Raw genomic sequence first — 24,695 nt, 5'->3', positions numbered from 1 at the left:
TTGCCCGCGGTAGACCCCGCGGTCAACCCCCGGTCCCCGGGGTTCCACGCGCCCCCCCTCGTGCCCGCCGGGCCGGCCCCCCCCCCCACCCACCCGGGGGGCCCGCCCCCGCCCCTCGGGGCATGTACGCACCGACCGGACGGGGCGCGCGCTCCACAACGGGCGCAGCGCCACAACGGACGCACAACCGAACGGGAACACGGTGGGAATCCGGCCAATCACGCAGCGCCATGCCCTTCCCGGACCTCCGGGCCTTCGCCGTGACCTCCCGCCCCTCTTCGGGGGACAATGGCGGAAACACCCTGCGTCCTGCGCGCATCCGACCGGAGGGCCCGCGCATCGGCTGGCGTGAACTGTGGGGTTGTGCGCGATCGCACAGGACGACGACGTGACAGGCGCCTGAAACGGTGTGCCGAACATGCGTAGGGTGCAGACAACTCCACAGGCGAAGTGCGCCGGGACCACGGGGCGCGGATGCGGGCACAGGCACGGGACGACGGGCGAAGGAGGGAGCCGAAGCGATGGGTGACCACAAAGAACAGCCACTGCGCGTGGGCGCGGCCGTGCGGCGGCGTCGCCGTGCGCTCGATCTCACGCTTGCCGTCGTGGCCCAGCGCAGCGGCCTGTCGGTCCCGTTCCTGAGCCAGATCGAGAACGAGCGCGCGCGCCCCAGCCGGAGTTCCCTGGAGAAGGTCGCCGACGCCCTGCGCACCACCGCCGTGGAACTCCTCGCCGCCGCCGACCCGGCATGCAGTGTCGACGTCGTCCGCGCGGAGGGCACCGAGCAGTTGCCGGGCCCCCGTGTCCGGTCCCTGGTGCGGGGCCATCACCAGATGCACGCCTCCGAGTTCACCGGCGACCACGACGCCGGGCGCGAATTCCAGTTCCGCAACGACCAGTTGATGTACGTGGCGGACGGCGCCGTGGAGATCGAGGCGGAAGGCCGCGCCTACCGCCTCGGCCGCGGCGACACCCTGTACCTCACCGGAGGCGTCCGGCACCGGTGGCGGGCCACGGTCGCGGAGACCCGGCTGATCGTCGTCGCCGTCGCCGAGCACATCGAGGCGGTCCGGGACAAGCCCCACCGGTGAGTTCCGTGCGGATCGTCCCCCTCGGCGGCCCCGGACCGCGTCGCGCCGCCCGACGAGCCGTACCGTCTCACCGCCGCCGACGGCCCGTATACCCCTGCCCCGGCTGCCCCGCGCCCTGCCCCGGCGGCCGGCACCCCACCCGGTACGGGGCGTCGCCGGCCGGGGCGGCGGCGGTGCTGCCCCGGGAACTGCGAGCGGCAGGCCGCCGGCAGCACCGCGCGACATAGGCTGGCGTGATGAGTACGACGGACGGCCACGCGGGACAGCGGCCTGTGACCACGGGGACCCTGGCCCACCGGGTGCCGGACCTCGGGGCGCTGGAACTGCTGCTGGCGGTGGCGCGGGTCGGGAGCCTGGGCGGCGCGGCGCGCGAGCTGGGCATCACCCAGCCCGCGGCCAGCAGCCGGGTCCGGTCCATGGAGCGGCAGCTCGGCGTGGCGCTGGTGGACCGCTCACCGCGCGGATCGCGCCTGACCGACGCCGGAGCGCTCGTCACCGACTGGGCACGGCGGGTCGTGGAGGCCGCGGAGGCCTTCGACGCCGGCGCGCAGGCACTGCGGGACCGCCGGGACTCACGGCTGCGGGTGGCGGCGAGCATGACGATCGCCGAGTACCTGCTGCCGGGCTGGCTGCTCGCGCTGCGCGCGCAGCGGCCGGACACGGCGGTGTCCCTGCTGGCCGGGAACTCCGCGACGGTCGCGGAGCGGCTGCTCGAGGGTGAGGCGGACATGGGCTTCGTGGAGGGGCTGACCGTGCCGACGGGCCTGGACTCCGTGGTGATCGCCCACGACCGGCTGATCGTGGTGACGGCGCCGTCCCATGCCTGGGCCCGCCGCCGTCGCCCGCTCGCCGCCGAGGAGCTGGCGAGCACCCCGCTCATCCTGCGCGAGGAGGGCTCCGGCACCCGGCAGGTCCTGGACACCGCACTGGGCGGCCTGGCCCGCCCGCTGATCGAACTGTCCTCCACGACCGCGGTGAAGGCCGCCGCGGTGAGCGGCGCGGGCCCGGCCGTCCTCAGCGAACTGGCCGTGGGGGAGGAGCTGGCGATGCGCCGCCTCATCCGTGTCCCCGTGGACGGCATCGCCCTGGCCCGCGACCTGCGCGCGGTCTGGCCCACCGGCCACCGCCCCACGGGCCCGGCCCGCGACCTGCTGACCCTGACCCGAGGCTGAGGACCTGGCGCCCGGCGCGCCGGGTGCGGTGCGGGCGGGTCACTCACGGTGGGGTGGCACCGTGGGTCACGGTGGGGCGGCCGCCTGGACCAGACGGCGTACGACCCGCAGGTCCTCGTCCATCTCCGGATGCCACTGCACGCCCAGGACCCACGCGCCCGTCGGGAGTTCGACCGCCTCCACGGTCCCGTCCGCCGCGTACGCCGACGGGATCAGGCCCTCGCCGAGGCGGTCCACCGCCTGGTGGTGGAAGGTCGGTACGGACGTCTCCTCCGGGACGGCGTCGGCGTACCGCGTGCCCGGCACCGGCTCGACCGGGTGCCGGCCGAAGACCCCCGGCACCCCCCGGTGGCCGTCGAGGTGCTGGACGAGGGTGCCGCCCAGGGCGACGTTCAGCAACTGCAGGCCCCGGCAGATCCCGAGCAGCGGAACGCTGCGGTCCAGCGCCGCCCGGATCAGGGCGAGCTCCCAGGTGTCCCGGGCGCGGTCGGGCGGCCCGGTGCGCGGGTCGGGCTCGGCGCCGTAGCGGGCCGGCTCCACGTCGGGACCGCCCGCGACGACCAGCCCGTCGAGCCGGGCCACCGTCGCCGCGGCCCGCCCGGGCGCGTCCGGCGGGAGCATCGCGGCCAGCCCGCCCGCCCGCTGCACGAGCCGCGGATACCCGATGGGCAGCAGCGCGGCGTCCATCTGCCACGCGCCCCACCGGACCCCGGACTCCTCGTACGCGCTGATGCCGATCAGCGGCCTGGCCGTCATGCTCCGCTCCTCCGTCTCCGCTGCCGGTCCGGTCAGTCCCGGGACAACTCCGCCTCGGCCGCCGCCAGCGCCGCGAACTCCTCCTCCGGCGCCTTCGCCACCAGATGCCTGCGGCTGTACAGGCCGAAGTACGCCACGGCCACGATGTACACCGCCAGCGCGATGAACGCCGCCGTCACATCCACCAGGAAGGTCGCCACCAGCGCCGCACAGGCGAGCACCAGCGCGACCGACGAGGTCAGCACCCCGCCCGGCGTACGGTACGGCCGCGGCAGCTCCGGTTCGCGGCGGCGCAGCACGATGTGCGACAGGGACATCAGCGCGTACGAGATGGTCGCGCCGAAGACGGCGACGTTCAGCATGCGCGCTCCGTTGCCCGTGCCGGCGGCCAGCGCGAAGCCGATCGCGCCGGGCACCAGCAGCCCGAGGTACGGCGCCTTGCGGCGGCTGGTGAGGGACAGGAACTTCGGCAGATAGCCCGCACGGGACAGCGCGAACAACTGGCGGGACCCGGCGTAGATCAGCGAGAAGAACGACGCCACCAGGCCGGCGAGCCCGGCGTAGTTCACGATCCGGCTGAGCACGGTCGCCTCGCCGTCCGGCTGGAGCGCCTCCACCAGCGGGTTGCCCGCGTCCTGCACGGCGGCCGAGCCGCGCGCCCCGGCCGCGGCGAGGAAGGTGACCACCGCCAGGACCACGAGGATGCCCATGGACCAGCGGATCGCCTTCGGCAGCGTCCTGGCGGGGTTCCTGGTTTCCTCGGCGGCGAGCGGTACGCCCTCGACGCCCAGGAAGAACCACATGCCGAACGGGAACGCCGCCCAGATGCCGAGCAGACCCATCGGCAACCAGGAGTTCGCGCCGAAGGCCGACGCGTCCACCGGGATGTCGTCGAGCGAGGACGCGTCGAACGAGGGCAGCGCGCCCAGTGCGAAGACGATCAGGGCGGCCACCGCGATCCCGGTGACGACGAAGCTGAACCGCAGCGCCTCGCCGACGCCCCACAGGTGGATGCCGATGAAGATCACGAAGCAGGCGAGGTGGACCGGCCAGCCGGACTCGAGGCCGAACAGGCCCAGCGACTCGACGTAGTCACCGATGAAGATGGAGATGGCGGCGGGCGCGAGGACGTACTCGATCAGGATGGCGGTGCCGGTGAGGAACCCGCCCCAGGGGCCGAGTGCCCGGCGGGCGAAACCGTAGCCACCGCCGGCGGTGGGCAGGATCGAGGACAGCTCGGCGAGCGCGAAGACCATGCAGATGTACATGGCGCCCATCAGCACCATGGCGATCGCCAGGCCGCCGAAGCCGCCTTCGGCCAGGCCGAAGTTCCAGCCCGAGTAGTCGCCGGACACGACGTACGCGACCCCGAGACCGGTCAGCAGCAGCCAGCCGGCGCTGCCGCGGCGCAGCTTCCTGCGGTCCAGATAGTCGTCCGGCACACCGCCGGTGCCGTGGTCCGCGCCCCCGGCCGGCGGTGAGGCGGAGGAGGACGACGGCGACGGAGACGGCGGGGGAGAGGGAGAGGACGGTGGTGGCGGAAGGCTCACGGGGTGACTCCCCAGGGGGCGGTGGCGAGGAAGCGGGCAATGGAGCAGTTCCAGACCTTTGTGGGCCCATACCTTCCCGGCGCGGACGGCGGGACGCAAGACCCCCGCACCGGACCCGTGTACGAAGTCCCGCACCGATTCCTCGCGTCCAGGTCCCGTACCGAAGCCCGCCCGGACCCGCCGCGCCCGGCGCACCTGCACCGAAGCCCCGCGCCGACCCGGGTGGCGCGCCCCGGGCCCGGGCCGCCGGTATCACTGCCCCGTCACCCGGGTGTCACGCCAGGAAACCCCGCAGCAGTGCCGCCGTTCCCGCGCAGTGCTCGCGCGCGATCTCCCGTGCCCCGTCCGCGTCCCCGTCCAGCACCGCCTCGACCAGCGTGGTGTGCTGGCGCTGCGAGTGCTCCAGATTGCGCACCAGCAGGGGGATGCGGTCCAGCAGGTCGTTCAGCGTCGCCCGTACGGCCGCGTACTGCGCGGTCAGCGTCGGGGAGCCGGACAGCTCCGCCAGCGTGAGGTGGAACAGGGTGTCCAGGCGGCGGTACCCGGCCGGCGGGGCGTCCCGCGTGCCCGTCAGCGCCCCGCGGAGCCGCGCCGCCCGCGCGTCCGACAGGCCGTGGGCGGCGCACAGACCCGCCGCGCCCACCTCCAGCACCTCCCGGAACCGCAGGACGTCCTCGATGTCGACCTCGGCGATCCGCCGCCGCAGCCCGGCCCCGTCGGCGTCCGTCGGCCGGGGCAGCACGAACGTGCCGCCGTACCTGCCGCGCCGGGACTCCACGAGGCCCTGGTCCTGGAGCACCCTCAGCACCTCGCGCAGCGTCACCCGGCTGACCCCCAGCCGCTCCGCCAGCACCCGCTCGGCCGGCAGCCGCTCCCCGCCCGGCACCAGGCCCAGCCGCACCACCTGCAGGATCTGCTCCAGCGCCTCCTCGAAGCCGTTGCCCGCGCGCACCGGCCGCAGCACCGGTGCGAGAGCGTCACCGGGCGCGCCGTCCCCTTCCTCCGGCATGCGGCCGTGCCCCCTTCCCAAGCAATGGTTCTCCGCAATACCTTATGACTCCCGGCCGACCGAAGAAGCCCGAAGAAGCCCGAGGAGGCTCTCCCGTGGCAGACCCCACGCCCCCGCTCGGTGCAGAGGAGCTGCACGCACTCGTCGCGGGCGGTGAGATCGACACGGTCGTCCTGGCCTTCCCCGACATGCAGGGGCGGCTCCAGGGCAAGCGGTTCGCCGCGCGCTTCTTCCTCGACGAGGTGCTCCGGCACGGCACCGAGGGCTGCAACTACCTGCTGGCCGTCGACGCCGACATGAACACCGTCGACGGCTACGCCATGTCCTCCTGGGAGCACGGCTACGGCGACTTCGCCATGTTCCCCGACCTCGACACGCTCCGCCGCGTGCCGTGGAACGAGGGCACCGCCCTGGTCGTCGCCGACCTGGCCTGGGCCGACGGCTCCCCCGTGGTCGCCGCCCCCCGCCAGATACTGCGCCGCCAGCTGGAGCGCCTGGCCGCACTCGGGTACACCGCCCAGGTCGGCACCGAGCTGGAGTTCATCGTCTTCCGGGACACCTACGAGCAGGCCTGGGACGCCGGCTACCGCGGCCTCACTCCGGCCAACCAGTACAACGTCGACTACTCGGTGCTCGGCACCGGCCGGATCGAGCCCCTGCTGCGCCGCATCCGCAACGAGATGACCGCCGCCGGCCTCACCGTCGAGTCCGCCAAGGGCGAGTGCAACCCCGGCCAGCACGAAATCGCCTTCCGTTACGACGAGGCCCTGGTCACCTGCGACCAGCACGCCGTCTACAAGACCGGCGCCAAGGAGATCGCCGCCCAGGAGGGCGTGTCGATCACCTTCATGGCCAAGTACAACGAACGCGAGGGCAACTCCTGCCACATCCACCTCTCCCTCGCCGACCTCGACGGCACCGCCAGCGCCATGCCGGGTTCCACCCGGAATCCCGAGTCCATGTCGGACGTCATGCGGCACTTCCTCGCCGGACAGCTCGTCGCGCTCCGCGAGTTCTCCCTGCTCTACGCCCCGCACATCAACTCCTACAAGCGGTTCCAGCCGGGCTCGTTCGCGCCGACCGCCGTCGCCTGGGGGTACGACAACCGCACCTGTGCCCTGCGCGTCGTCGGCCGCGGCCGCTCCCTGCGCTTCGAGAACCGGCTGCCCGGCGGTGACGTCAACCCGCACCTCGCCGTGGCGGGCATGGTCGCGGCCGGGCTGTACGGCGTCGAGCACGGTCTCGAACTGCCCGAGCCCTGCCGGGGCAACGCCTACGCCGCCGGCTTCGAGCACGTCCCGACGACCCTGCGGGAAGCCGCCGAACTGTGGGAGAACAGCGCCATCGCGAAGGCCGCCTTCGGCGACGAGGTCGTCGCGCACTACCGCAACATGGCGCGCGTCGAGGTGGACGCCTACGACGCCGCGGTCACCGACTGGGAGCTGCGCCGCTCCTTCGAACGCATGTGAGGCCCCCGTTGCCGCTGCCCCACGCACTGCCCGACGCCGTGCCGCTGCCCGCCGAGCTGCACGTACAGAACCCCGCCACCGAAGAGACCGTCGCCACCGTCCCCGCCGCCTCCGCGGCCGACGTCGACGCCGCCGTCGCAGCGGCCGCGCGGGCGCAGACGGCCTGGGCCGCCCTCGGCCCCGGCGACCGAGCCCGGCTGCTGCGCCGCTTCGCCGCCATCGTCGACGAGCACCTGGAGGAACTGGCCCGCCTCGAGGTCCGGGAGGCGGGACACACCCTCGGCAACGCCCGCTGGGAGGCCGGAAACGTCCGGGACCTGCTCGACTACGCAGCCGGGGGAGTGGAGCGGCTCACCGGCCGGCAGATCCCGGTCGCCGGCGGACTGGACGTCACGTTCCTCGAACCGCTCGGCGTCGTCGGCGTCATCGCGCCCTGGAACTTCCCGATGCCGATCGCGGCCTGGGGCGCGGTACCGGCCCTCGCGGCAGGCAACGCGGTCCTCCTCAAACCCGCCGAGACGACCCCGCTCACCGCGCTGCGCCTGGCCCGGCTCGCCCTGGAGGCAGGCCTGCCCGAAGGGCTGTTCCAGGCGCTGCCCGGGCACGGTCCGGTCGCCGGTGACGCGCTCGTCGAGCACCCCGGCGTCGCCAAGATCGTGTTCACCGGCTCGACGGCCGTGGGCAGGCGGGTGGCGGCCAAGGGCGCGGCACTGCTCAAGCCGGTCACCCTCGAACTCGGCGGCAAGAGCCCCAACATCGTCTTCGCCGACGCCGATCTCGAAGCCGCCGCGGCCGCCGCCCCCATGTCCTTCCTGGACAACGCCGGCCAGGACTGCTGCGCCCGCACCCGCATCCTCGTCCAGCGCTCGGCCTACGACCGCTTCCTCGGCCTTCTCGCCCCCGCGATCGAGTCCGTCGTCGTCGGCGACCCGGCCGACGAGCGGACCGACATGGGTCCGCTGATCTCCCGGACCCAGCTGGACCGCGTCCGCTCCTACGTCCCCGACGACACCGACAAGATCCGCGGCAAGGCCCCCGAGGGCGGTCCGGGCTTCTGGTTCCCGCCCACCGTCCTCACCGGCGTCGACCCGCACGCGCGCGTGGCCGTCGAGGAGGTCTTCGGGCCCGTCGCCGTCGTGCTGCCCTTCGAGGACGAGGCCGACGCGATCCGCCTGGCCAACGCCACCGACTACGGCCTGTCCGGCTCGCTCTGGACCCGGGACGTCGGCCGCGCCCTGCGGGTCTCGAGGGCCGTCCGCGCCGGGAACCTGTCCGTCAACTCCCACTCCAGCGTCCGCTACTCGACGCCTTTCGGAGGGTTCAAGCAGTCCGGCCTCGGCCGTGAACTCGGCCCCGACGCCCTGGTCGCCTTCACCGAGACCAAGAACGTCTTCATCAGCACCGGAGGCACGGCAAGCACGGCGAGCACGGCGAGTACGGCAAGTACGGCAAGTGCGGCAAGTACGGCAAGCACCGAGAGCACCGAAGGCACGGAGGGCCCCGCACAGTGAGCGAAGCGACCGAGGACATCATCTGCCGCCGCCTGGCCGGCCGCACCGCCGTCGTCACCGGAGCGGGCAGCGGCATCGGCCTGGCCACTGCCCGCCGGCTCGCCTCCGAGGGCGCCCGTGTCGTCTGCGGCGACGTGGACGAGGTACGCGGCAGGGCGACCGCCGAGGAGACCGGCGGCATCTTCGTGCACGTCGACGTCACCGACCCCGAGCAGGTCGAGGCCCTCTTCGCGGCCGCCCACGACACCTACGGCAGCGTCGACATCGCCTTCAACAACGCCGGCATCTCCCCGCCCGACGACGACTCCATCCTGGAGACCGGACTCGACGCCTGGAAGCGCGTCCAGGAGGTCAACCTCACCTCCGTCTACCTGTGCTGCAAGGCCGCGATCCCCTACATGCGCCGCCAGGGCAAGGGCTCCATCATCAACACCGCGTCCTTCGTGGCCCGGATGGGCGCGGCGACCAGCCAGATCTCCTATACCGCGTCCAAGGGCGGCGTCCTCGCCATGTCCCGCGAACTCGGGGTGCAGTTCGCCCGCGAGGGCATCCGCGTCAACGCGCTGTGCCCCGGCCCGGTCAACACCCCGCTGCTGCGGGAACTGTTCGCCAAGGACCCGGAGCGCGCCGCCCGCCGGCTCGTGCACATCCCGCTCGGCCGGTTCGCCGAGGCCGAGGAGATCGCCGCCGCCGTCGCCTTCCTGGCCAGCGACGACTCCTCCTTCGTCAACGCCACCGACTTCCTCGTCGACGGCGGCATCTCGGGGGCGTACGTCACACCGCTCTAGGCCCTGTCATCCGCCACAGGTGCCGCCGTTCCGGGCCCGGCGTACGCCGGGCCCGGCGTCGCGTGCTGTCCGCCGTCCGCGGCCCCGCGCGCCCCTCCTCCACGCCTCCCGCCACCACCCGACGCGGACACCGCCGCCCCGTGCCCGGCGGCAGTGGGTGAACCGGTCGCCGTGGATCCCGCCCACGACGGCAGTCCGCTCTGCTCGCGGTGCTGCGTCTTCTTCCCTATGGGCCTCCGGCCGCCGACGGCAGTCTGCTGCGAAACACGGCTTGGAGGCTCACAGTGACAGCAGGACCGGCCCCCGAGAGGGCACCGAACGGCGTCGACACCCCCACGGCATCCTTCGCGCAGCGCCGGCTGTGGTTCCTGGACCAGTTGGCCGGTTCCTCCACCGGATCCATGCTCCCGCTGGTCCTGCGGCTGCGGGGGCCGCTGGACGCGGACCGCCTGGAGCGGTCGCTGTCCGGGATCACGACGCGGCACGAGGTGCTGCGCACCCGGTTCCGCGCCGTCGGCGGGGAGCCGGTGCCGGTGGTCGACGCCCCCGCGGGCATCGAACTGGAGCGGGTCGACGTGGACGGGCCCGAGGAGTTGTTCGTCCGCCGGCTGGGACGCCCCGTCGACCTGTCCGCGCAGCACCCTGTCCGGGCCGTGCTCGCCCGCGTGGCGCCCGACGAGCACCTGCTGCTCGTCGAGGTGCACCACATCGCCGTGGACGGCTGGTCGTGGGGCGTCCTGCTGGACGAACTCGCCGCCGGATACCGCGGCGAGCCGGTGGCCGCGCCCGCCCTGCGGTACGCCGACCTCGCCCGCGCCCAGTCCGAACGCCTGCGCGGCGAACGGCTGGAACGGCTCCTCGGCCACTGGCGCGAACGGCTGCGCGGCCTCACCCCGCTCGACCTGCCCACCGACCGGCCGCGACCGCGCGTCTGGGACGGCTCCGGCGACGTGGTCCGCTTCGACCTGCCGGCCGACCTGGTCGCCGCCGTCGACGCCCTGGCCCGCTCCCGGCGCGCCACCCGCTACACACTCCTGCTCACCGCCTACCAGGCACTCCTCGGCCACTGGGCGGGCCGCACCGACGTCGCCGTCTGCAGCACGCTCGCCGACCGGGCCCGGCGCGGCGCCGACGCGCTCATCGGCCCCCTGGTCAACACCGTCGTCCTGCGCACCGACCTGTCCGGCCGGCCCGGCTTCGGCGCCCTGCTGGACCGGGCGCGCGGGAGCGTGCCGGTGGACCTCGCCCACGCCGAGGCCCCCTTCGACCTCGTCGTCGGCGCGCTCGGCGGCTCCCGGGACCTGTCCCGGCACCCGCTCGCCCAGGCCTCGTTCACCCTGCTCAACGCGCCGATCAAACCGGTGGAGATGCCCGGCCTGGAGGCGACGCTGCTCAGCCCGCCGCTCACCGAGACCCCGCTGGACGTCTTCCTGGACCTGACCCTGCGGGCCGACGGCAGCGTCGCCGCCATCCTCCAGTACGCCACCGCGCTCTTCGACGCCGCCACCATGCGTGCCTTCGCCCGTTCCTACACGGCCCTGCTCAGGGCGGTCCTGGCCGACCCCGACACCCCCGTACGGGACCTGATGCGCGCCCTGCCCGACGGCCCCGGCGGCCGCGGCCGCCCCCGGCCCGACTGGCACCGGGCGCCCGACCGCACGGCGGACCCCGCGCCGCCGGTCGCCTTCCGCGGCAGCCCCGACGCCACCGCGCTGCGCTGCGGCGAGGACAGCGTCAGCTACGCGGAACTGGACGCCATGACCGGCTCGCTCGCGGCCGCGCTGCGCGCCGCCGGGGTCACCGCGGGCGATCCCGTGGGCGTGCTGCTGCGCCGCGGCCTGTGGTCGGTCGCCGCCATCGAGGGCGTCTGGCGGGCCGGAGGGGCCTACGTGCCCCTCGACCCGGACCTCCCCGCCGAGCGGCTGCGGTACATGGCCGAGGAGGCCCGACTGGCCTGCGTGGTCGTCGAACCCGCCACCGCCACCGCCACCGCCGCCGCCGCCGCCCCGCTCGCGCCGGTGACGGTGGACGTCACCGCGGCCGCCCCGGCCGCGGACGCTCCCCGCCACCGGCCGCACCCCCGCGAACTGGCCCACGTCATCTTCACCTCCGGGTCCACCGGCCGGCCCAAGGCGGTCGGTGTCGAACACGCCGCCCTCGCCTCGCACGTCGCCGCCGCCCGGCAGCGCTTCGGGATCACCTCCGCGGACCGGGTGCTGGCCTTCGCCTCCTTCGCCTTCGACGCCTCACTGGACCAGGTGCTGCCCGCCCTCACCTCCGGCGCCACCGTCGTCATGCGGCCCGACGAGCCCTGGCTGCCCACGCAGGTCCCCGAGATCGTCCAGCGGCACGGCCTCACCGTCGTCAACGTGCCGCCCACCTACTGGTCCGAACTCACGCTCTGTCTCGACCGGCGGCTGGCCGCCGCCCTGGGCTCCCTGCGGCTGCTGGTCCTCGGCGGCGAGGCCGTCCCGCCCGACACCCTCGCCGCCTGGCGCGCCGCCGTCCCCCGGGCCCGGGTCTGCAACGCCTACGGCCCCACCGAGACCACGGTCACCGCCACCACCCACGACGCCGACGACCCGCCCGGGGACACCGTGCCCATCGGCCGGCCCCTGGGCGACCGCCGGGCCTACGTCGTCGACGCCGACGGCGAGCCGGTGCCGGTCGGCGTCGGCGGCGAACTCCTCATCGGCGGCACGGAGGTGGCCCGCGGCTACCTCGGGCGCCCCGCGCTGACCGCCGAGCGCTTCGTGCCCGACCCCTACGGGCCGCCCGGCGGCCGTCTCTACCGCACCGGCGACCTGGTGCGCTGGACGTCCGGCGGCGTACTGGAGTTCCTCGGGCGCCGCGACGACCAGGTCAAGATCCGCGGCTTCAGGATCGAACTCGGCGAAGTGGAGACGGTGCTGCGCGCCTGCCCGCAGGTCGCCGCCGCCGCGGCCCGCCCCGACCGGGCCACCGGCCGCGGCCTGACCGGCTACGTCGTACCGGTCCCGGACGCGCCCGCCGCCCCCGACCGGGCGGACCTGCGCGCCTGGTGCGCCCGCTACCTGCCGCACTACGCCGTCCCGTCCGAGTTCGTCGTCCTGGACGCCCTCCCGGTCGGTGTCTCCGGCAAGCTCGACCGCTCCGCCCTGCCCGACCCCGCGCACACCCGCCCCGCCGACGACCCCGCGTACACCGCGCCCCGCGACGAGACCGAGCGGATCGTCGCCGAGGTGTGGGCCGACGTCCTGGGCCTGGACCGGATCGGCCTGGACGACAGCTTCTTCGACCTCGGCGGCCACTCCCTGCTCGCCACCATGGCGGTCTCCCGGATCTCCCAGCGCCTCGGCCGCGAGATCGAACTGCGCACCGTCTTCGAGCACCCCACCGTCCGGGGGTTCGCCCCGCGGGTGGCCGCCGCCCGCGCCCGCGGCGCCACCGGCATCCTCCCCGTCGACCGCGGCGGGCCGCTGCCGCTGTCCTTCGCGCAGGAGCGCCTGTGGTTCCTGGACCGCACCTCCGACCGGGGCGAGTCGTACCTGCTGTGGTACTGCTGGCGGGTGCGCGGCGGCCTGGACCGTACCGCGTGGCAGGCGGCCCTGGACGACCTGGTCGAGCGGCACGAGGTGCTGCGCACGGCCCTCGTCGAGTCGGACGGCCGCCCCGTGCAGCGGGTCCACGACCCGGCCCCGGTACCCCTGCGCTGGGAGCGGGCACCGCAGGCCCCGGACGAGCAGGCCCGCATGGAGGCCGTACGGAGCCTCGCCGCGGCCCACGCCGGGCGCCGCTTCGACCTCGCCCGGCCGCCGCTGCTGCGGGCCGGCGTGTGGGAGCTGGCCGGTGACGACCACGTCGTCCTGCTCGCCCTGCACCACGCCGTCACCGACGGCTGGTCCAAGGGCGTCCTGCTGGACGAACTCGGCCGACACTACGCGGCCCGCCTGACGGGCGGGGGCGCCCCGCCGGCGCCGCTGCCCGTGCAGTACGGCGACTTCGCCGTGTGGCAGCGCGACCGCGCCGACCGCGGTGCCCTGGAACCGCAACTCGCCTACTGGGAAAGGGTCCTCGAGGCCGCCCCCGTGCTGGAACTGCCCACGGACCGGCCGCGGCCCCCCGCCTTCACCGGCCGGGGCGGCGCGGTCGAGATCGACCTGCCCCGCGCACTCGTCGACCGGGCCGACGCCCTCGCCCGCGAGCGCGGCGCGACCCGCTTCATGGTGCTGCTGGCCGCCGCCCAGACGGTGCTGGCCCGCTGGACCGGGCAGACCGACATCTGCGTGGGCACGCCCGTCGCCGGACGTGGGCGGCTCGAACTGGAGCCGCTGGTCGGCTTCTTCGTCAACACCGTCGTCCTGCGCACCGACCTGTCCGGACGGCCCGCCTTCGACACGCTCGTGGACCGGGTGCGCGATGTCGTCCTGGGCGCCTTCGACCACCAGGAGGTGCCGTTCGAGCAGGTCGTGGAGCGGCTTCGCCCGGAGCGCGACCTGTCCCGCAACCCGCTGTTCCAGGCCATGGTCGACGTCCAGGAGTCCACGGAGGCCGGCATCGGCCTGCCCGGCCTGGAGAGCGCCGACTTCGCGCTGCCCTGGGGGTCGGCCAAGTTCGACCTGACCGCCACCTTCGTGATCCGGCCGGACCGGTTCGCGCTCAACGTCGAGTACGCCGCCGACCTGTTCGACCCGGACACCGCGACCCGGTTCGCCCGCCACGTCGGCCGCGTCCTCGAAGCCCTGCTGGCCGATCCCACCGCCCGCGCCGACGAGGCCGCCCTGCTCTCGGCGGACGAGCGGTACCGCCTCGTCGCGGGCGCCGGGCGGGACACGGAGCCCGCGCCTCCGTTCGCGGTGGCGGGCCCGCCGCACGCCCCCGCCGTCGTCTGCGAGGACACGGCCCTCGACTACGCCCGCCTGGACGCCCTCACCGGAGGACTGGCCGCGGCCCTGACCCGCGCGGGCGCGGCCCCGGGCGACGCCGTCGGCGTGTGCGTCGGCCGCGGCGTGTGGTCCGTGGCGGCGATGCTCGCCGTCTGGCGGGCGGGCGGCGTCTACGTCCCGCTCGACCCCCGGCTCCCCGGGGAACGCCTGCGGTACATGTGCGAGGAGGCCGCCGTACGGCACGTGGTGTGCGACACGCGCACCCGGGACCGCGCCGCCGCCCTCACGCTCGGTGTGGTCGATGCCGACGACGTCCCGACCGACCCCGACGGACCCCGCCACACCCCCCACCGCGACGACCTCGCCTACGTCGTCTTCACCTCCGGCTCCACCGGCCGCCCCAAGGCCGTCGGGGTCGAGCACCACGCCCTGGACGCCCATGTCCGCGCCGCCCGCGAGACGTTCGGGCTGACCGCGCGGGACAGGGTGCTCACCTTCGCCTCGACCTCCTTCGACGCCTCCCTCGAGCAGATCCTGCCCGCGCTGAGCACCGGGGCGACGGTGCTCGTACGCCCCGACGACATCTGGACGCCCCAGGAGCTGGCCGCCCGCGTCGCCGCCGAGCGGGTGACGGTCATGGAGCTGACACCGTCGTACTGGACGGAACTGGTCGCCCGCCTGGACACGCTGGCGCCCCGACTGGCCTCCCTGCGCCTGCTGGTGACCGGGGGAGAGGCACTGCCCGCCGACCCCCTGGGGCGCTGGTTCGCGCACCTGCCCGGGGTACCCGTGGTCAACACGTACGGCCCCACCGAGACGGTGATCTCCGCCACCGCGCACACCCTGGCCGGGGCACCGGCCGGCCGGGTGCCCATCGGCCGTCCGCTGGGCGGCCGCCGCACCTACGTGGTCGACCCGCTCGGTGAACCCGTACCGCTCGGCGTGCCCGGCGAACTCGTCATCGGCGGACCGGAGGTGGCCCGTGGCTACCTGGGCCGGCCCGCCCTCACCGCCGAGCGGTTCGTCCCCGACCCGTTCGGCACGCGCGGCGGTCGCCTCTACCGCACCGGCGACGTGGTGCGCCGACTGGCCGGCGGCGAACTGGAGTTCCTCGGACGCGACGACGACCAGGTCAAGATCCGCGGCTTCCGCGTCGAACCGGGAGAGGCCGAGGCGGTGCTGCGCGGGCACCCGGGGGTGCGGGGCGCGGCCGTCGTGGTGCGCACCCTCAACGGCGAGACCGCCCTCGTCGGCTACGCCGCGGGTGGCGGACTGTCGGAGGAGTCCCTGCGCACGCACTGCCGGGCCCGTCTGCCCCACTACCTCGTCCCCTCGGCGTTCGTCCTCCTGGACTCCCTGCCGCTGACCGTGCAGGGCAAGCTGGACACCGCCGCCCTGCCCGAGCCCGAGGCGCCCGCGCCGCGGGCCGGCGTCGCACCGCGCACCCCGGCCGAGACGGTCGTGGCGCAGATCTGGTGCGAGGTGCTCGACCTGCCGAAGGTCGGCGTCCACGACGACTTCTTCGCCCTGGGCGGCCACTCCCTGCGCGCGGTGGCGGTCGCCTCCCGCCTGCGGACCGCCTTCGACTGCCCGCTCCAGGTCCGGGAGCTCTTCGAGCACCCCACCGTCGAGCGGCTCGCCGCCGAGGTGGAGCGGCGTCTGCTGGAGCTGATCTCGCAGATGAGCGACGACGAGATCGACCTGTCCCTGACGGCCGACCTCTGACCGTCCGCGGCGCCCGGCCCGCTTCGGCTCGTCCCGCCGGGCCCGCGTCGGCCGCCGGGCCCGTCCGGCCGGCCGCCGGGACGGCCGGCTCCGCCGACCACCCGGCAGCCGCTGCCCGGCGTCCGCGCGACCTCACCCCTCACCGACGTCTTCTCCCCCCAGAACCGAGATCGGAGTGCCCTCATGACCACATCCGACGTGCGTCCCGGCCCCGCCGCCGCGGGCGGCGGCCTGTCCCCGGCGGCCCGGCGTCTGCTGGAGCAGCGGCTGCGCGGCCGGGCCGCGTCCCGGGACACGGGGCCGACCCGGATCCGGCCCCGTCCGGAGCGGATCCCGCTGTCCGCCGCCCAGCAGCGCCTGTACTTCCTGGACCGGCTCGACCCCGGGGCGTCCACCTACCTGCTCCCCGCCGCCTGGCGGACGACCGGCCCGCTGGACGTGCCGGCCCTGCGCGCGGCCGTCGCCGACCTGGCCGCCCGGCACGAGCAGTTGCGCGTGGTCTTCCCCGAGCACGAGGGCGTCCCGCACCAGAGGGTGCTGCCCGCGGGCGGCACGGTCCTGGACGTGACCGAGGTGACCGGCGCGGACACCGAGGACCGCGAGCGCCGCCTGGCCGCCGCCGTGCACGCGGCCGCCCTGCGCCCCTTCGACCTCGCCCGCGAACCCGCCTTCCGCGCCACGCTCGTGCGCGCCGCCGCCGACGACCACGTACTCGTCCTGGGCATGCACCACATCGTCTCCGACGGCTGGTCCCTCGACCTCGTCGTGCGCGACCTGGCCGAGCTGTACCGCGCCAGGACACGGGGAGGCGCCGCGGACCTGCCCGACCTCCCCCTGGACTACACCGACTACGCGATCTGGCAGCGCGAGAGCGACCAGTCCGCCGCGCTGGAGCACTGGCGCACCCGCCTGGCCGGTCTCACCCCGCTGGAGCTGCCGGCCGACCACCCCCGCCCCGAAACCCCCGGCAGTCGGGGGGCCGTCCATCAGGTCGACCTGCCGCCCTCCCTCACCGACGCGCTCGCCGCACTGGGGCAGCGCGTCGGCACGACCCCCTACATGACCGTACTGGCCGCCTTCCAGGCCGCGCTGGCCTTCCACACCGGGCAGCACGACATCGCCGTCGGCACCGTCGTCGCCAACCGGGAACGCGTCGAGACCGAGCAGCTCGTCGGCTTCTTCGTCAACACCCTCGTGCTGCGCGGCGACCTCTCCGACGACCCGACCCCGGCCGCGTTGCTCGCCCGGACCCGGGACCGGGTCCTGGAGGCGTTCTCGCACCAGTCACTGCCGTTCGAGAAGGTCGTCGACGCGCTGAGCCCGGACCGCGACCTGGCCCGCAACCCGCTCGTGCAGGTGCTCTACACACAGTCCGGCACCACAGCGTCCGGCCTCACCCTCGGGGAGGCGGTCGTGACGCCGTACCGGATCGGCCTCACCACCGCCAAGTTCGACCTCTCCCTGGACCTGCGCGACGGCGAGGACCACACCGAGCTGGCCTTCGTCTACCGCCCCGACCTGTTCGAGGAAGCCTCCGTCGTCGCCCTCGCCCGGCACACCGTCACCCTCCTGGAGGCGTTCTGCGCCACCCCCGACAGCCCGCTCAGCACCATCGACCCGCTCACCCCCGCCGAACGCGGACACCTCCTCGGCCCGGACGGACCCGCCAACACCGGCACCCGGACCGCCCCCGACCCGCGGACCGCCCCCGACCGGTTCGCCGAGCACGCGGCCCGCGCCCCGCACGCCGTCGCCGTCAGCGGATCGGGCCGCTCCCTGACCTACGCCCGGCTCGACGCCCGCGCCTGCGCGCTGGCGCGGAGGCTGCGTGCCGCCGGCGTGGCCCGCGGCTCACTCGTCGGCGTCTGCCTCGACCGCACCCCGGACCTGGCGGTGGCCCTGCTCGCCATCTGGCGGGCCGGCGCCGCCTACCTGCCGCTCGACCCCTCCCACCCGCAGGCCCGGCGCGAGTTCACCGTCACCGACGCCGGCATCGACTGGATCGTCACCGACACCGCCACACGCACCGCCGCCGACTCCCTGCCCGCCCGGCTCGTGCTGCTCGACGGTCCCGACGACGAACACGGTCCCGACGACGAGCACGGCCCCGACGAGGGCGGCGACATCCGTCCGGCCCCCGACGACCTCGCCTACGTCATCTACACCTCCGGCTCCACCGGCCGCCCGAAGGGCGTGGAGGTCACCCACGCCAACCTGGCCTGGCTGCTCGGCGCCGCCGACCGGCACTTCGGCTTCGGCCCCGCCGACGTGTGGACGCTCACGCACTCACCCGCCTTCGACTTCTCCGTCTGGGAGCTGTGGGCGCCGCTCGCCACCGGCGGACGCGTCGTCGTGCTCACCTCGGACGAGGTGCGCGACCCGGCGGCCGTGCACCGCGTGCTGCGCGAGGAGCGCGTCACCGTTCTCAACCAGACCCCCGCCGCCTTCAAGGGCCTGCGCGCCCACCTGAAGGACGCCGGAGCCGGTTTCGGCGACCTGGCCCTGCGCACGGTCATTTTCGGCGGCGACGCCTTCGACGTGCGCGACTACCGCGACTGGTTCGCCGCCCCCGGGCACCGGCCCGCCCTGGTGAACATGTACGGCATCACCGAGACCTGCGTGCACGTCACCCTCCGCACCATCACCGAGGACGACGTCCGCGGTACCGTCCGCTCGCCCATCGGACGGCCACTGGCCGGACAGCACGGCTACGTCCTCGACCCCTGGGGCCGGCTCGTCCCGCCCGGCACCGTCGGTGAGCTGTACGTCTCCGGCGGCGGCGTCGCCCGCGGCTACCGCAACCGGCCCGAACCGACCGCCGCGCGCTTCCTGGAGGACCCCTTCGGCGGACCCGGCGCCCGCATGTACCGCACCGGCGACCTGGTGCGGGTGCTGCCCGACGGCGAGCTCGCCTACGTGGGCCGCGCCGACCACCAGGTGAAGATCCGCGGACACCGGATCGAGCCCGGCGAGATCGAGACGGCGCTGCGCGCCCTGCCCGGCGTCGCGGACGTCGCCGTGGTGGCCCGCGCCGAGGGCGGCACGGCCCGGCTGGTCGCCCACGTCGTCACGCCCGAGGGCCGCCCGCTCGACCCGCCCGCCCTGCGCGAAGGGCTGCGGCTGAGCCTGCCCGACTACATGGTCCCGGCGCTGTTCGTCCGCCACGAGCGGCTGCCGCTGACCGCCAACGGCAAGGTGGACCGGGCCGCGCTGAGCGCCGTGCACGCCGACGCGGCCGGACAGCGCACCCACGTGCCGCCCGAGGGGCCGGCCGAGCAGGCCCTGGCCACCGTGTGGAGCCAGGTCCTCGGCGCCGATCACGTCGGCCGCACCGACAACTTCTTCGACCTCGGCGGCGACTCCATCCTCGCCCTGCGCCTGGTAGGCCTGGGCCGGCTCGCCGGGCTCGCCTTCAGCGTCGCCGACGTCTTCCGCGCCCGCACCCTCGCCGACCTGGCCGCACTCGTCTCCGACGCGGCCGACACCCCCGAGCCGGTAGCCCCCTTCTCCCAGGTGGACCCCGCAGACGCCGACCGGCTGCCCGAACACCTCGCCGACGCCTACCCGCTCACCATGCTCCAGGCGGGCATGCTGCACGAGATGCTCGCCGATCCCCGGCGCGGCGCCTACCACAACGTCACCGACCTGAAGATCACCGTTCCCGAGGGCTTCGACCTCGACGCCTTCCAGGCCGCCGTGGACGCGCTGGTCGCCGGGCATCCGGTCCTGCGCACCTCCGTCGACCTGCTCTCCTACCGCGAGCCCCTCCAGCTCGTCCACCGCACCGCCCACCTGCCCGTCGGCTACACCGACCTGCGCCGGCTGCCCCGCGAGGAGCAGAGGGCGCGGCTGCGCCGCTTCGTCGACGAGGAGTTCGACCGCCGCTTCGACCTGGCCGCGGCACCTCTGGTCCGCCTCCACCTGCACCACGTCACCGATCACGACCTGCGGCTCGTCCTCACCGACTGCCACGTCGTCCTGGACGGCTGGAGCCTGACCTCCCTCGTCGCCGACCTGCTCGCCCTGCACCGGGAGGCCGTCGCCCACCGCGCCGTCCCGCAACCGCCGAGCGCGCCGCCGTTCGCCGAGTACGTCGCCCTGGAACGCGCCGCGCTGGACAGCGAGGAGTCACTGGCGTACTGGCGCGGCCGGCTCGCCGACCTGAGGCCGGTGACCCTCCGCCGCCGGGCGGACGGCGCCGCCGAGGGCCACCCGCCGGTCCACGAGGTCCGCCGTTCCTACGCCCACCTCGCCGAGCGCATCGGCCGGCTCGCCAAGGAAGCGGGCGTGCCCCGCCGCACCGTGCTCATCGCCGCCTTCCACCACACCATGAGCCTGTTCGCCGACCGCGACGACAGCGTCCTCGGCCACAGCATCGGCCTCGTCACCAACGGCCGTCCCGAGCTGCCCGGTGCCGACCGGATGCGCGGACTGTTCCTGAACACCGTGCCGTTCGGGGTGGCCCGCCCGCGCGGCACCTGGCTCGCCCACCTGAGGGAAGTCTTCCGGGCCGAGCAGGACATGCTGCCGCACCGCAGGGTCCCCCTGGTCCGCATCGCCGGACTCCGGCCCACCGAACCGCGGCTGACCGACGCCGTCTTCAACTACGTCAACTTCCACCGCCTCTCCCACGACTCCTGGGACGACTCCCTGGAGATCGCCCGCACCATGTTCCCGCTGCTGGTCAACGCCAGTGTCAACGCCTTCACCCTGGACGCCGACCCGGAGTACGTGGCCCCCGCCACCGCCGAGCAACTGGCCGACGTGTACTGCGCCCAGCTGGAGGCCATGACCGCCGACCCCGACGGCCGCGTCACCCGTCCCGCCCTCACCGGCGCCGCCCGCGCCACCGCCCTCGACGACTGGGCCCGCGGCCCCCTCGTCCCGTCCTCCCCGCTGCTCCTGCACGAGCACATCGCCGCCCACGCCGCCCGTACCCCGGACGCGGCCGCCGTCGAGCACCGCGGGCAGCGGGTCACGTACGCGGAACTCCACGAGCAGGCAGAGCAGTTGGCGCGCCGGCTGCGGAAACTCGGAGTGGGCCCGGAGACGGTGGTCGGCATCTGCGCCGACCGCGGCCCGGACCTGGTGCGCGCCGCGGTCGGCGTGCTGCGCTCCGGCGGCGCGTTCCTGCCGCTGGACCCGCAACATCCCACCGAGCGGCTCGCGTTCATGGCGCAGGACAGCGGCATGCGCGTGCTGCTGACCCAGCGGGCCCTGGCCGGCACGGTGCCGTTCGACGGGCCGGTCATCCATCTGGACACCCCCGCGGAGCGCCAGGAGCCCGTGCCGGGCGGCCCGGCGGCCGACGCCGACACCCTCGCCTACATCATCTACACCTCGGGCTCCACGGGCACCCCCAAGGGCGTGGCCATCGCGCACCGCGGCCTGTCCAACATGCTCGAGGGCCAGCGCGACCTGGTGGACCCCACGCCCGGGGACCGCGTCCTGCAGTTCGCCTCCTTCGGCTTCGACGCCTCGATCCTGGAACTGACCTGGTCCCTCGCCAACGGCGGCTGCCTGGTCACCGCACCCAGGGACGACCTGCGTCCCGGCCCCGACCTCGCGCGCACCCTGCGTGAGCGCCGCGTCACCGGCGCCATGCTGCCGCCCAGCGCCCTCGCCGTGCTCGGCGAGGACGCCTTCCCCGACCTCAGGGTGCTCCAGGTCGCCGGCGAGGCCTGCCCGGCCGACCTCGCCGACCAGTGGTCACGCGGCCGGCGGTTCCAGAACGTCTACGGCCTCACCGAGACCACCGTCTGGTCCCTCGCCGCCGACCTCGCCCCCGGCCAGGGCCGCCCGCCCATCGGCACCCCGATGCGCAACACCCGCGTCCACGTCCTGGACGACGACCTGCAGCCGGTCCCGGCCGGCGTCCCCGGCGAGATCCACCTCGGCGGCGACGCCGTCGGCCGCGGCTACCTGAACAGGCCCGCCCTCACCGCCGCCACCTACGTCCCCGACCCGTACGGCGCCCCCGGCGACCGCCTGTGCCGTACCGGCGACCTCGGCACGCACCGGCCGGACGGCTCCGTGGAGTGGCTGGGCCGCCTCGACTCCCAGGTGAAACTGCGCGGCTTCCGCATCGAACTCGGCGAGATCGAACACGCCCTCCGGCAGCTGCCCGAGGTCCGCCAGGCGGTGGTCCTGCACCGCACCGACCTGCCCGGCGAACCCGCCCTCGTCGCCTACCTCGTCGTCTCCGCAGAGCGCCGGCCCTCCCCGGAGGAGCTGCGCGGCGCCCTGCGGGCCGCACTGCCCGCGTACATGGTGCCCGCCCGGTTCGTCGTCCTCGACGAGCTGCCCGTCAACCGCAGCGGCAAGACCGACAAGCGGGCGCTGCCCCTGCCGACGGCCGAACCCGACCGCGCGGACGCCGAGTACGTCGCCCCGTCCAGTGCCGCCGAGAAGATCCTGGCCGAGATCTGGCGCGAGGTCCTCGGCCTGTCCCGGATCGGCGTCCACGACGACTTCTTCCGCGTCGGCGGCAGTTCCCTGTCCACCGTCCGCGTCTCCCTCATGGCCGCCGCGCGGGGCCTGTCCGTCTCCGTCGGCGACCTGATCGAACACCCCACCCTCGCCCGGCTGGCCGAGCACGCCGTCCGGGCGGCCGGCGAGGGCCTGCCCGCCGCCGTCACCTCCGAGGTGCGGCTTCGCGAAGGCGCCGGGGACCCCCTGTGGTGCGTGCACCCCACCGGCGGCAGTGCCGCCTGGTTCGTCCCGCTCTCCCGCGCCCTGCCGCCCGGCCGCCCCGTGCACGCCTTCCAGGCGCGGGGCCTGCTCGGCGGCATCGATCCGAGCACCGTGACGGGCATCGCCGCCAACTACGTCGCCGAGATCACCGAACGCGGCGGCACCGGGCCGCACGCCCTGCTCGGCTGGTCCATGGGTGCCAACATCGCCCTGGAGATGGCCACCCAGCTGCACGGGGCCGGCCACGCCGTCGCACCGCTGGTCCTGATCGAGCCGTATCTGCCCAACACCGCCGCCCGCACCCGCCTCGACGGGGTCACCCGGGACCTGCGCGAAGCGCTGCGCCAACGCGACCGGCTGCGCGCGCTGCCGCCCTCGCCGCAGCGCGACCGGGCCGCTGCCGAGCTCACCGCCACCCTGCTGGGAGCGGGCATGAGCCCGGCCGAGGCGGCCCTCGTCGAAGGCGCCCCGATCGAGGTGTGGCACTCGCTGCTCGCCGCCCTCGCCGCCTACGACGTCCGTCCCCACCCCGGACACGTGCACCTCGTGGTGGGCAGCGAGGCCGCCGGACTGCCGCGCGGCCGCACCATGCCCGGCCTGGACGTCGACTACGACACCTACGTCGCCCGCTGGCGGGAGGTGGCCGGCGGCGGGCTCACGCTGCACCTCAGCGACGGCGACCACATGTCGATGATGGCCGAGCCCCGGGTGCACGGCATCGCCGCCCTGCTCACCGGCATCGAGCACACCGGCACCACCGAGGCCGCCGGCACCACCACGACCACCACCCCCGGCACCACGAGCACCGGTACGGGAGAGACCCGATGACCACCCATGCCCCCGCCCCCGCCCTGGCCGAGCGCTACCTGCTCTCCCCGGACATGATCGCCGACCCCTACGACCACCTCGACGCCCTGCGCGAGCAGGCCCCCGTCCACTGGAGCCCCCTGCACCACGCCTGGCTCGTCACCGGCTACGAGCAGGTGATGAGCTGCCTGCGCGACCCCGGGGTCTCCGCCGACCGGGTACGGCCGCTGATGGACGCCGTCCCGCAGGGCGCCCGCGAGGACGCCGAGCGGGCCTTCGGAATCCTCTCGCGCTGGATGGTCTTCAACGACCCGCCCCAGCACCGCAGGCTGCGCCGGGTCTTCCAGGAGGCGTTCGCCGCCCGCGCCGTGGCCCGCTACCGCGCCTTCACCGAGAAGGCGACCCGCGCCGTCCTCGCCCGCAAGGCCGTGCCCGGCGGCACCGGCGATCTCCTGGCCGGCGTCGCCAAGCCGCTGCCCGCCCTGGTGTTCGCCCGCTGGCTCGGCATCCCGCCCGCCGACGGGCCCTCCTTCTGGTACTGGAACACCCGCGTCGCCGACCTCGTCCTCGGCACCGCCCAGGAGGAGAGCGAGTACCGGGCCTCACTCCAGGCACTGGTGAGCCTGGAGGACTACCTCGGCGCCCTCGTCGCCCGGCGCCGCGCCGAACCGGGCCACGACCTGATCAGCCAGGTGCTGGGGGAGGGCCGGGTCGGCGACTCGGTCAGCGAGGAGGAGTTCGTCGGGATGCTCACCCAGATGGCGTTCGCCGGCGGGGAGACCACCAGCAACCTCATCGCCAACACCGTCCTGGCCCTGCTCACCCGCCCCGACCGGCTGGCCGCCGTCCGGGCGGAGCCCGAACTGGCCCAGGGGGCGGTGGAGGAGACCCTGCGGCTGGACGGCCCGTCGAAGATGTCCATCCGCACCGCCGCCCGCGACCTCGACCTCGACGGCCGCACCCTGCGGGCCGGGGACCGGATCTTCCTCGTGACCGCCGCCGCCAACCGCGACCCGGCCCGCTTCCCCGACCCCGGCCGGTTCGACGTCCGCCGCTCCGGCGCCACCCACCTCGGCTTCGGCTTCGGCGCCCACTTCTGCATCGGCGCCGCCCTGGCCCGGCTGGTGGCCGCGACCGTCGTACGGACGCTCGTGTGCGACCACCCCGGTCTCACCCTCGCCGACCCCGGGGGCCTGGCCTGGCAGCCCTCCCTGCTCAACCGCGGCCTCACCGCCCTGCCCGTGCACTACTGACCGGAC

11 protein-coding genes are annotated in these 24,695 nt (G+C 74.9%); 8 read left to right on the top strand and 3 right to left on the bottom strand.

All coding sequences use genetic code 11. The features are described from left to right. Nucleotides 1-521 precede the first annotated feature (521 nt). Both ACFWVE_RS05160 and ACFWVE_RS05155 read left to right on the top strand, forming a co-directional pair. Nucleotides 522-1,091 carry a helix-turn-helix domain-containing protein gene (locus ACFWVE_RS05160; RefSeq protein ID WP_384008346.1) on the top strand — a complete coding sequence of 190 codons (570 nt, stop codon included), beginning with the start codon at nucleotides 522-524 and terminating at the stop codon, nucleotides 1,089-1,091. Between the two features lie 236 nt (nucleotides 1,092-1,327). Further along, nucleotides 1,328-2,263 carry a LysR family transcriptional regulator gene (locus ACFWVE_RS05155; RefSeq protein ID WP_384008344.1) on the top strand — a complete coding sequence of 312 codons (936 nt, stop codon included), beginning with the start codon at nucleotides 1,328-1,330 and terminating at the stop codon, nucleotides 2,261-2,263. Between the two features lie 66 nt (nucleotides 2,264-2,329). Here the strand turns inward: ACFWVE_RS05155 and ACFWVE_RS05150 are convergent, their stop codons facing one another. The 3 genes from ACFWVE_RS05150 to ACFWVE_RS05140 all read right to left on the bottom strand — a co-directional run bounded on the left by ACFWVE_RS05150 (nucleotide 2,330) and on the right by ACFWVE_RS05140 (nucleotide 5,578). Further along, nucleotides 2,330-3,019, bottom strand: a complete 690-nt coding sequence (locus ACFWVE_RS05150) for a gamma-glutamyl-gamma-aminobutyrate hydrolase family protein (RefSeq protein ID WP_384008342.1) — start codon at nucleotides 3,017-3,019, stop codon at nucleotides 2,330-2,332. Between the two features lie 32 nt (nucleotides 3,020-3,051). Further along, on the bottom strand, nucleotides 3,052-4,461 hold the full coding sequence (eat, locus tag ACFWVE_RS05145) for an ethanolamine permease (RefSeq protein ID WP_384008364.1): 1,410 nt from the start codon (nucleotides 4,459-4,461) through the stop codon (nucleotides 3,052-3,054). Between the two features lie 382 nt (nucleotides 4,462-4,843). Then, nucleotides 4,844-5,578, bottom strand: a complete 735-nt coding sequence (locus ACFWVE_RS05140) for a FadR/GntR family transcriptional regulator (protein ID WP_384008341.1) — start codon at nucleotides 5,576-5,578, stop codon at nucleotides 4,844-4,846. A 95-nt stretch (nucleotides 5,579-5,673) separates the two neighbouring features. Here ACFWVE_RS05140 and ACFWVE_RS05135 point away from each other — a divergent pair, with 95 nt between their 5' ends. The 6 genes from ACFWVE_RS05135 to ACFWVE_RS05110 all read left to right on the top strand — a co-directional run bounded on the left by ACFWVE_RS05135 (nucleotide 5,674) and on the right by ACFWVE_RS05110 (nucleotide 24,689). Continuing rightward, nucleotides 5,674-7,047 (top strand): glutamine synthetase family protein, encoded by a 1,374-nt coding sequence (locus ACFWVE_RS05135; RefSeq protein ID WP_384008339.1) that lies wholly within the window; start codon nucleotides 5,674-5,676, stop codon nucleotides 7,045-7,047. Nucleotides 7,048-7,055: 8 nt separating this feature from the next. Next, nucleotides 7,056-8,558 (top strand): aldehyde dehydrogenase family protein, encoded by a 1,503-nt coding sequence (locus ACFWVE_RS05130; protein ID WP_384008337.1) that lies wholly within the window; start codon nucleotides 7,056-7,058, stop codon nucleotides 8,556-8,558. Continuing rightward, nucleotides 8,555-9,346 carry a 3-oxoacyl-ACP reductase gene (locus tag ACFWVE_RS05125; RefSeq protein ID WP_384008335.1) on the top strand — a complete coding sequence of 264 codons (792 nt, stop codon included), beginning with the start codon at nucleotides 8,555-8,557 and terminating at the stop codon, nucleotides 9,344-9,346. The genes ACFWVE_RS05130 and ACFWVE_RS05125 overlap by 4 nt, the downstream gene beginning before the upstream one ends. Before the next feature lie 284 nt (nucleotides 9,347-9,630). Then, entirely contained in the window at nucleotides 9,631-15,936 is a 6,306-nt protein-coding gene (locus ACFWVE_RS05120) for an amino acid adenylation domain-containing protein (protein ID WP_384008333.1), read from the top strand. A gap of 183 nt (nucleotides 15,937-16,119) precedes the next feature. Beyond that, nucleotides 16,120-23,457 (top strand): amino acid adenylation domain-containing protein, encoded by a 7,338-nt coding sequence (locus ACFWVE_RS05115; protein ID WP_384008331.1) that lies wholly within the window; start codon nucleotides 16,120-16,122, stop codon nucleotides 23,455-23,457. Further along, nucleotides 23,454-24,689, top strand: a complete 1,236-nt coding sequence (locus ACFWVE_RS05110; protein WP_384008329.1) for a cytochrome P450 — start codon at nucleotides 23,454-23,456, stop codon at nucleotides 24,687-24,689. The genes ACFWVE_RS05115 and ACFWVE_RS05110 overlap by 4 nt, the downstream gene beginning before the upstream one ends. Nucleotides 24,690-24,695 lie beyond the last annotated feature (6 nt).

It is taken from the genome of Streptomyces sp. NPDC058632 (assembly GCF_042717095.1).
GTDB lineage: Bacteria > Actinomycetota > Actinomycetes > Streptomycetales > Streptomycetaceae > Streptomyces.
Note: the sequence above shows the minus strand (reverse complement) of the source record. Positions and strands in the feature narration are given on the sequence as shown.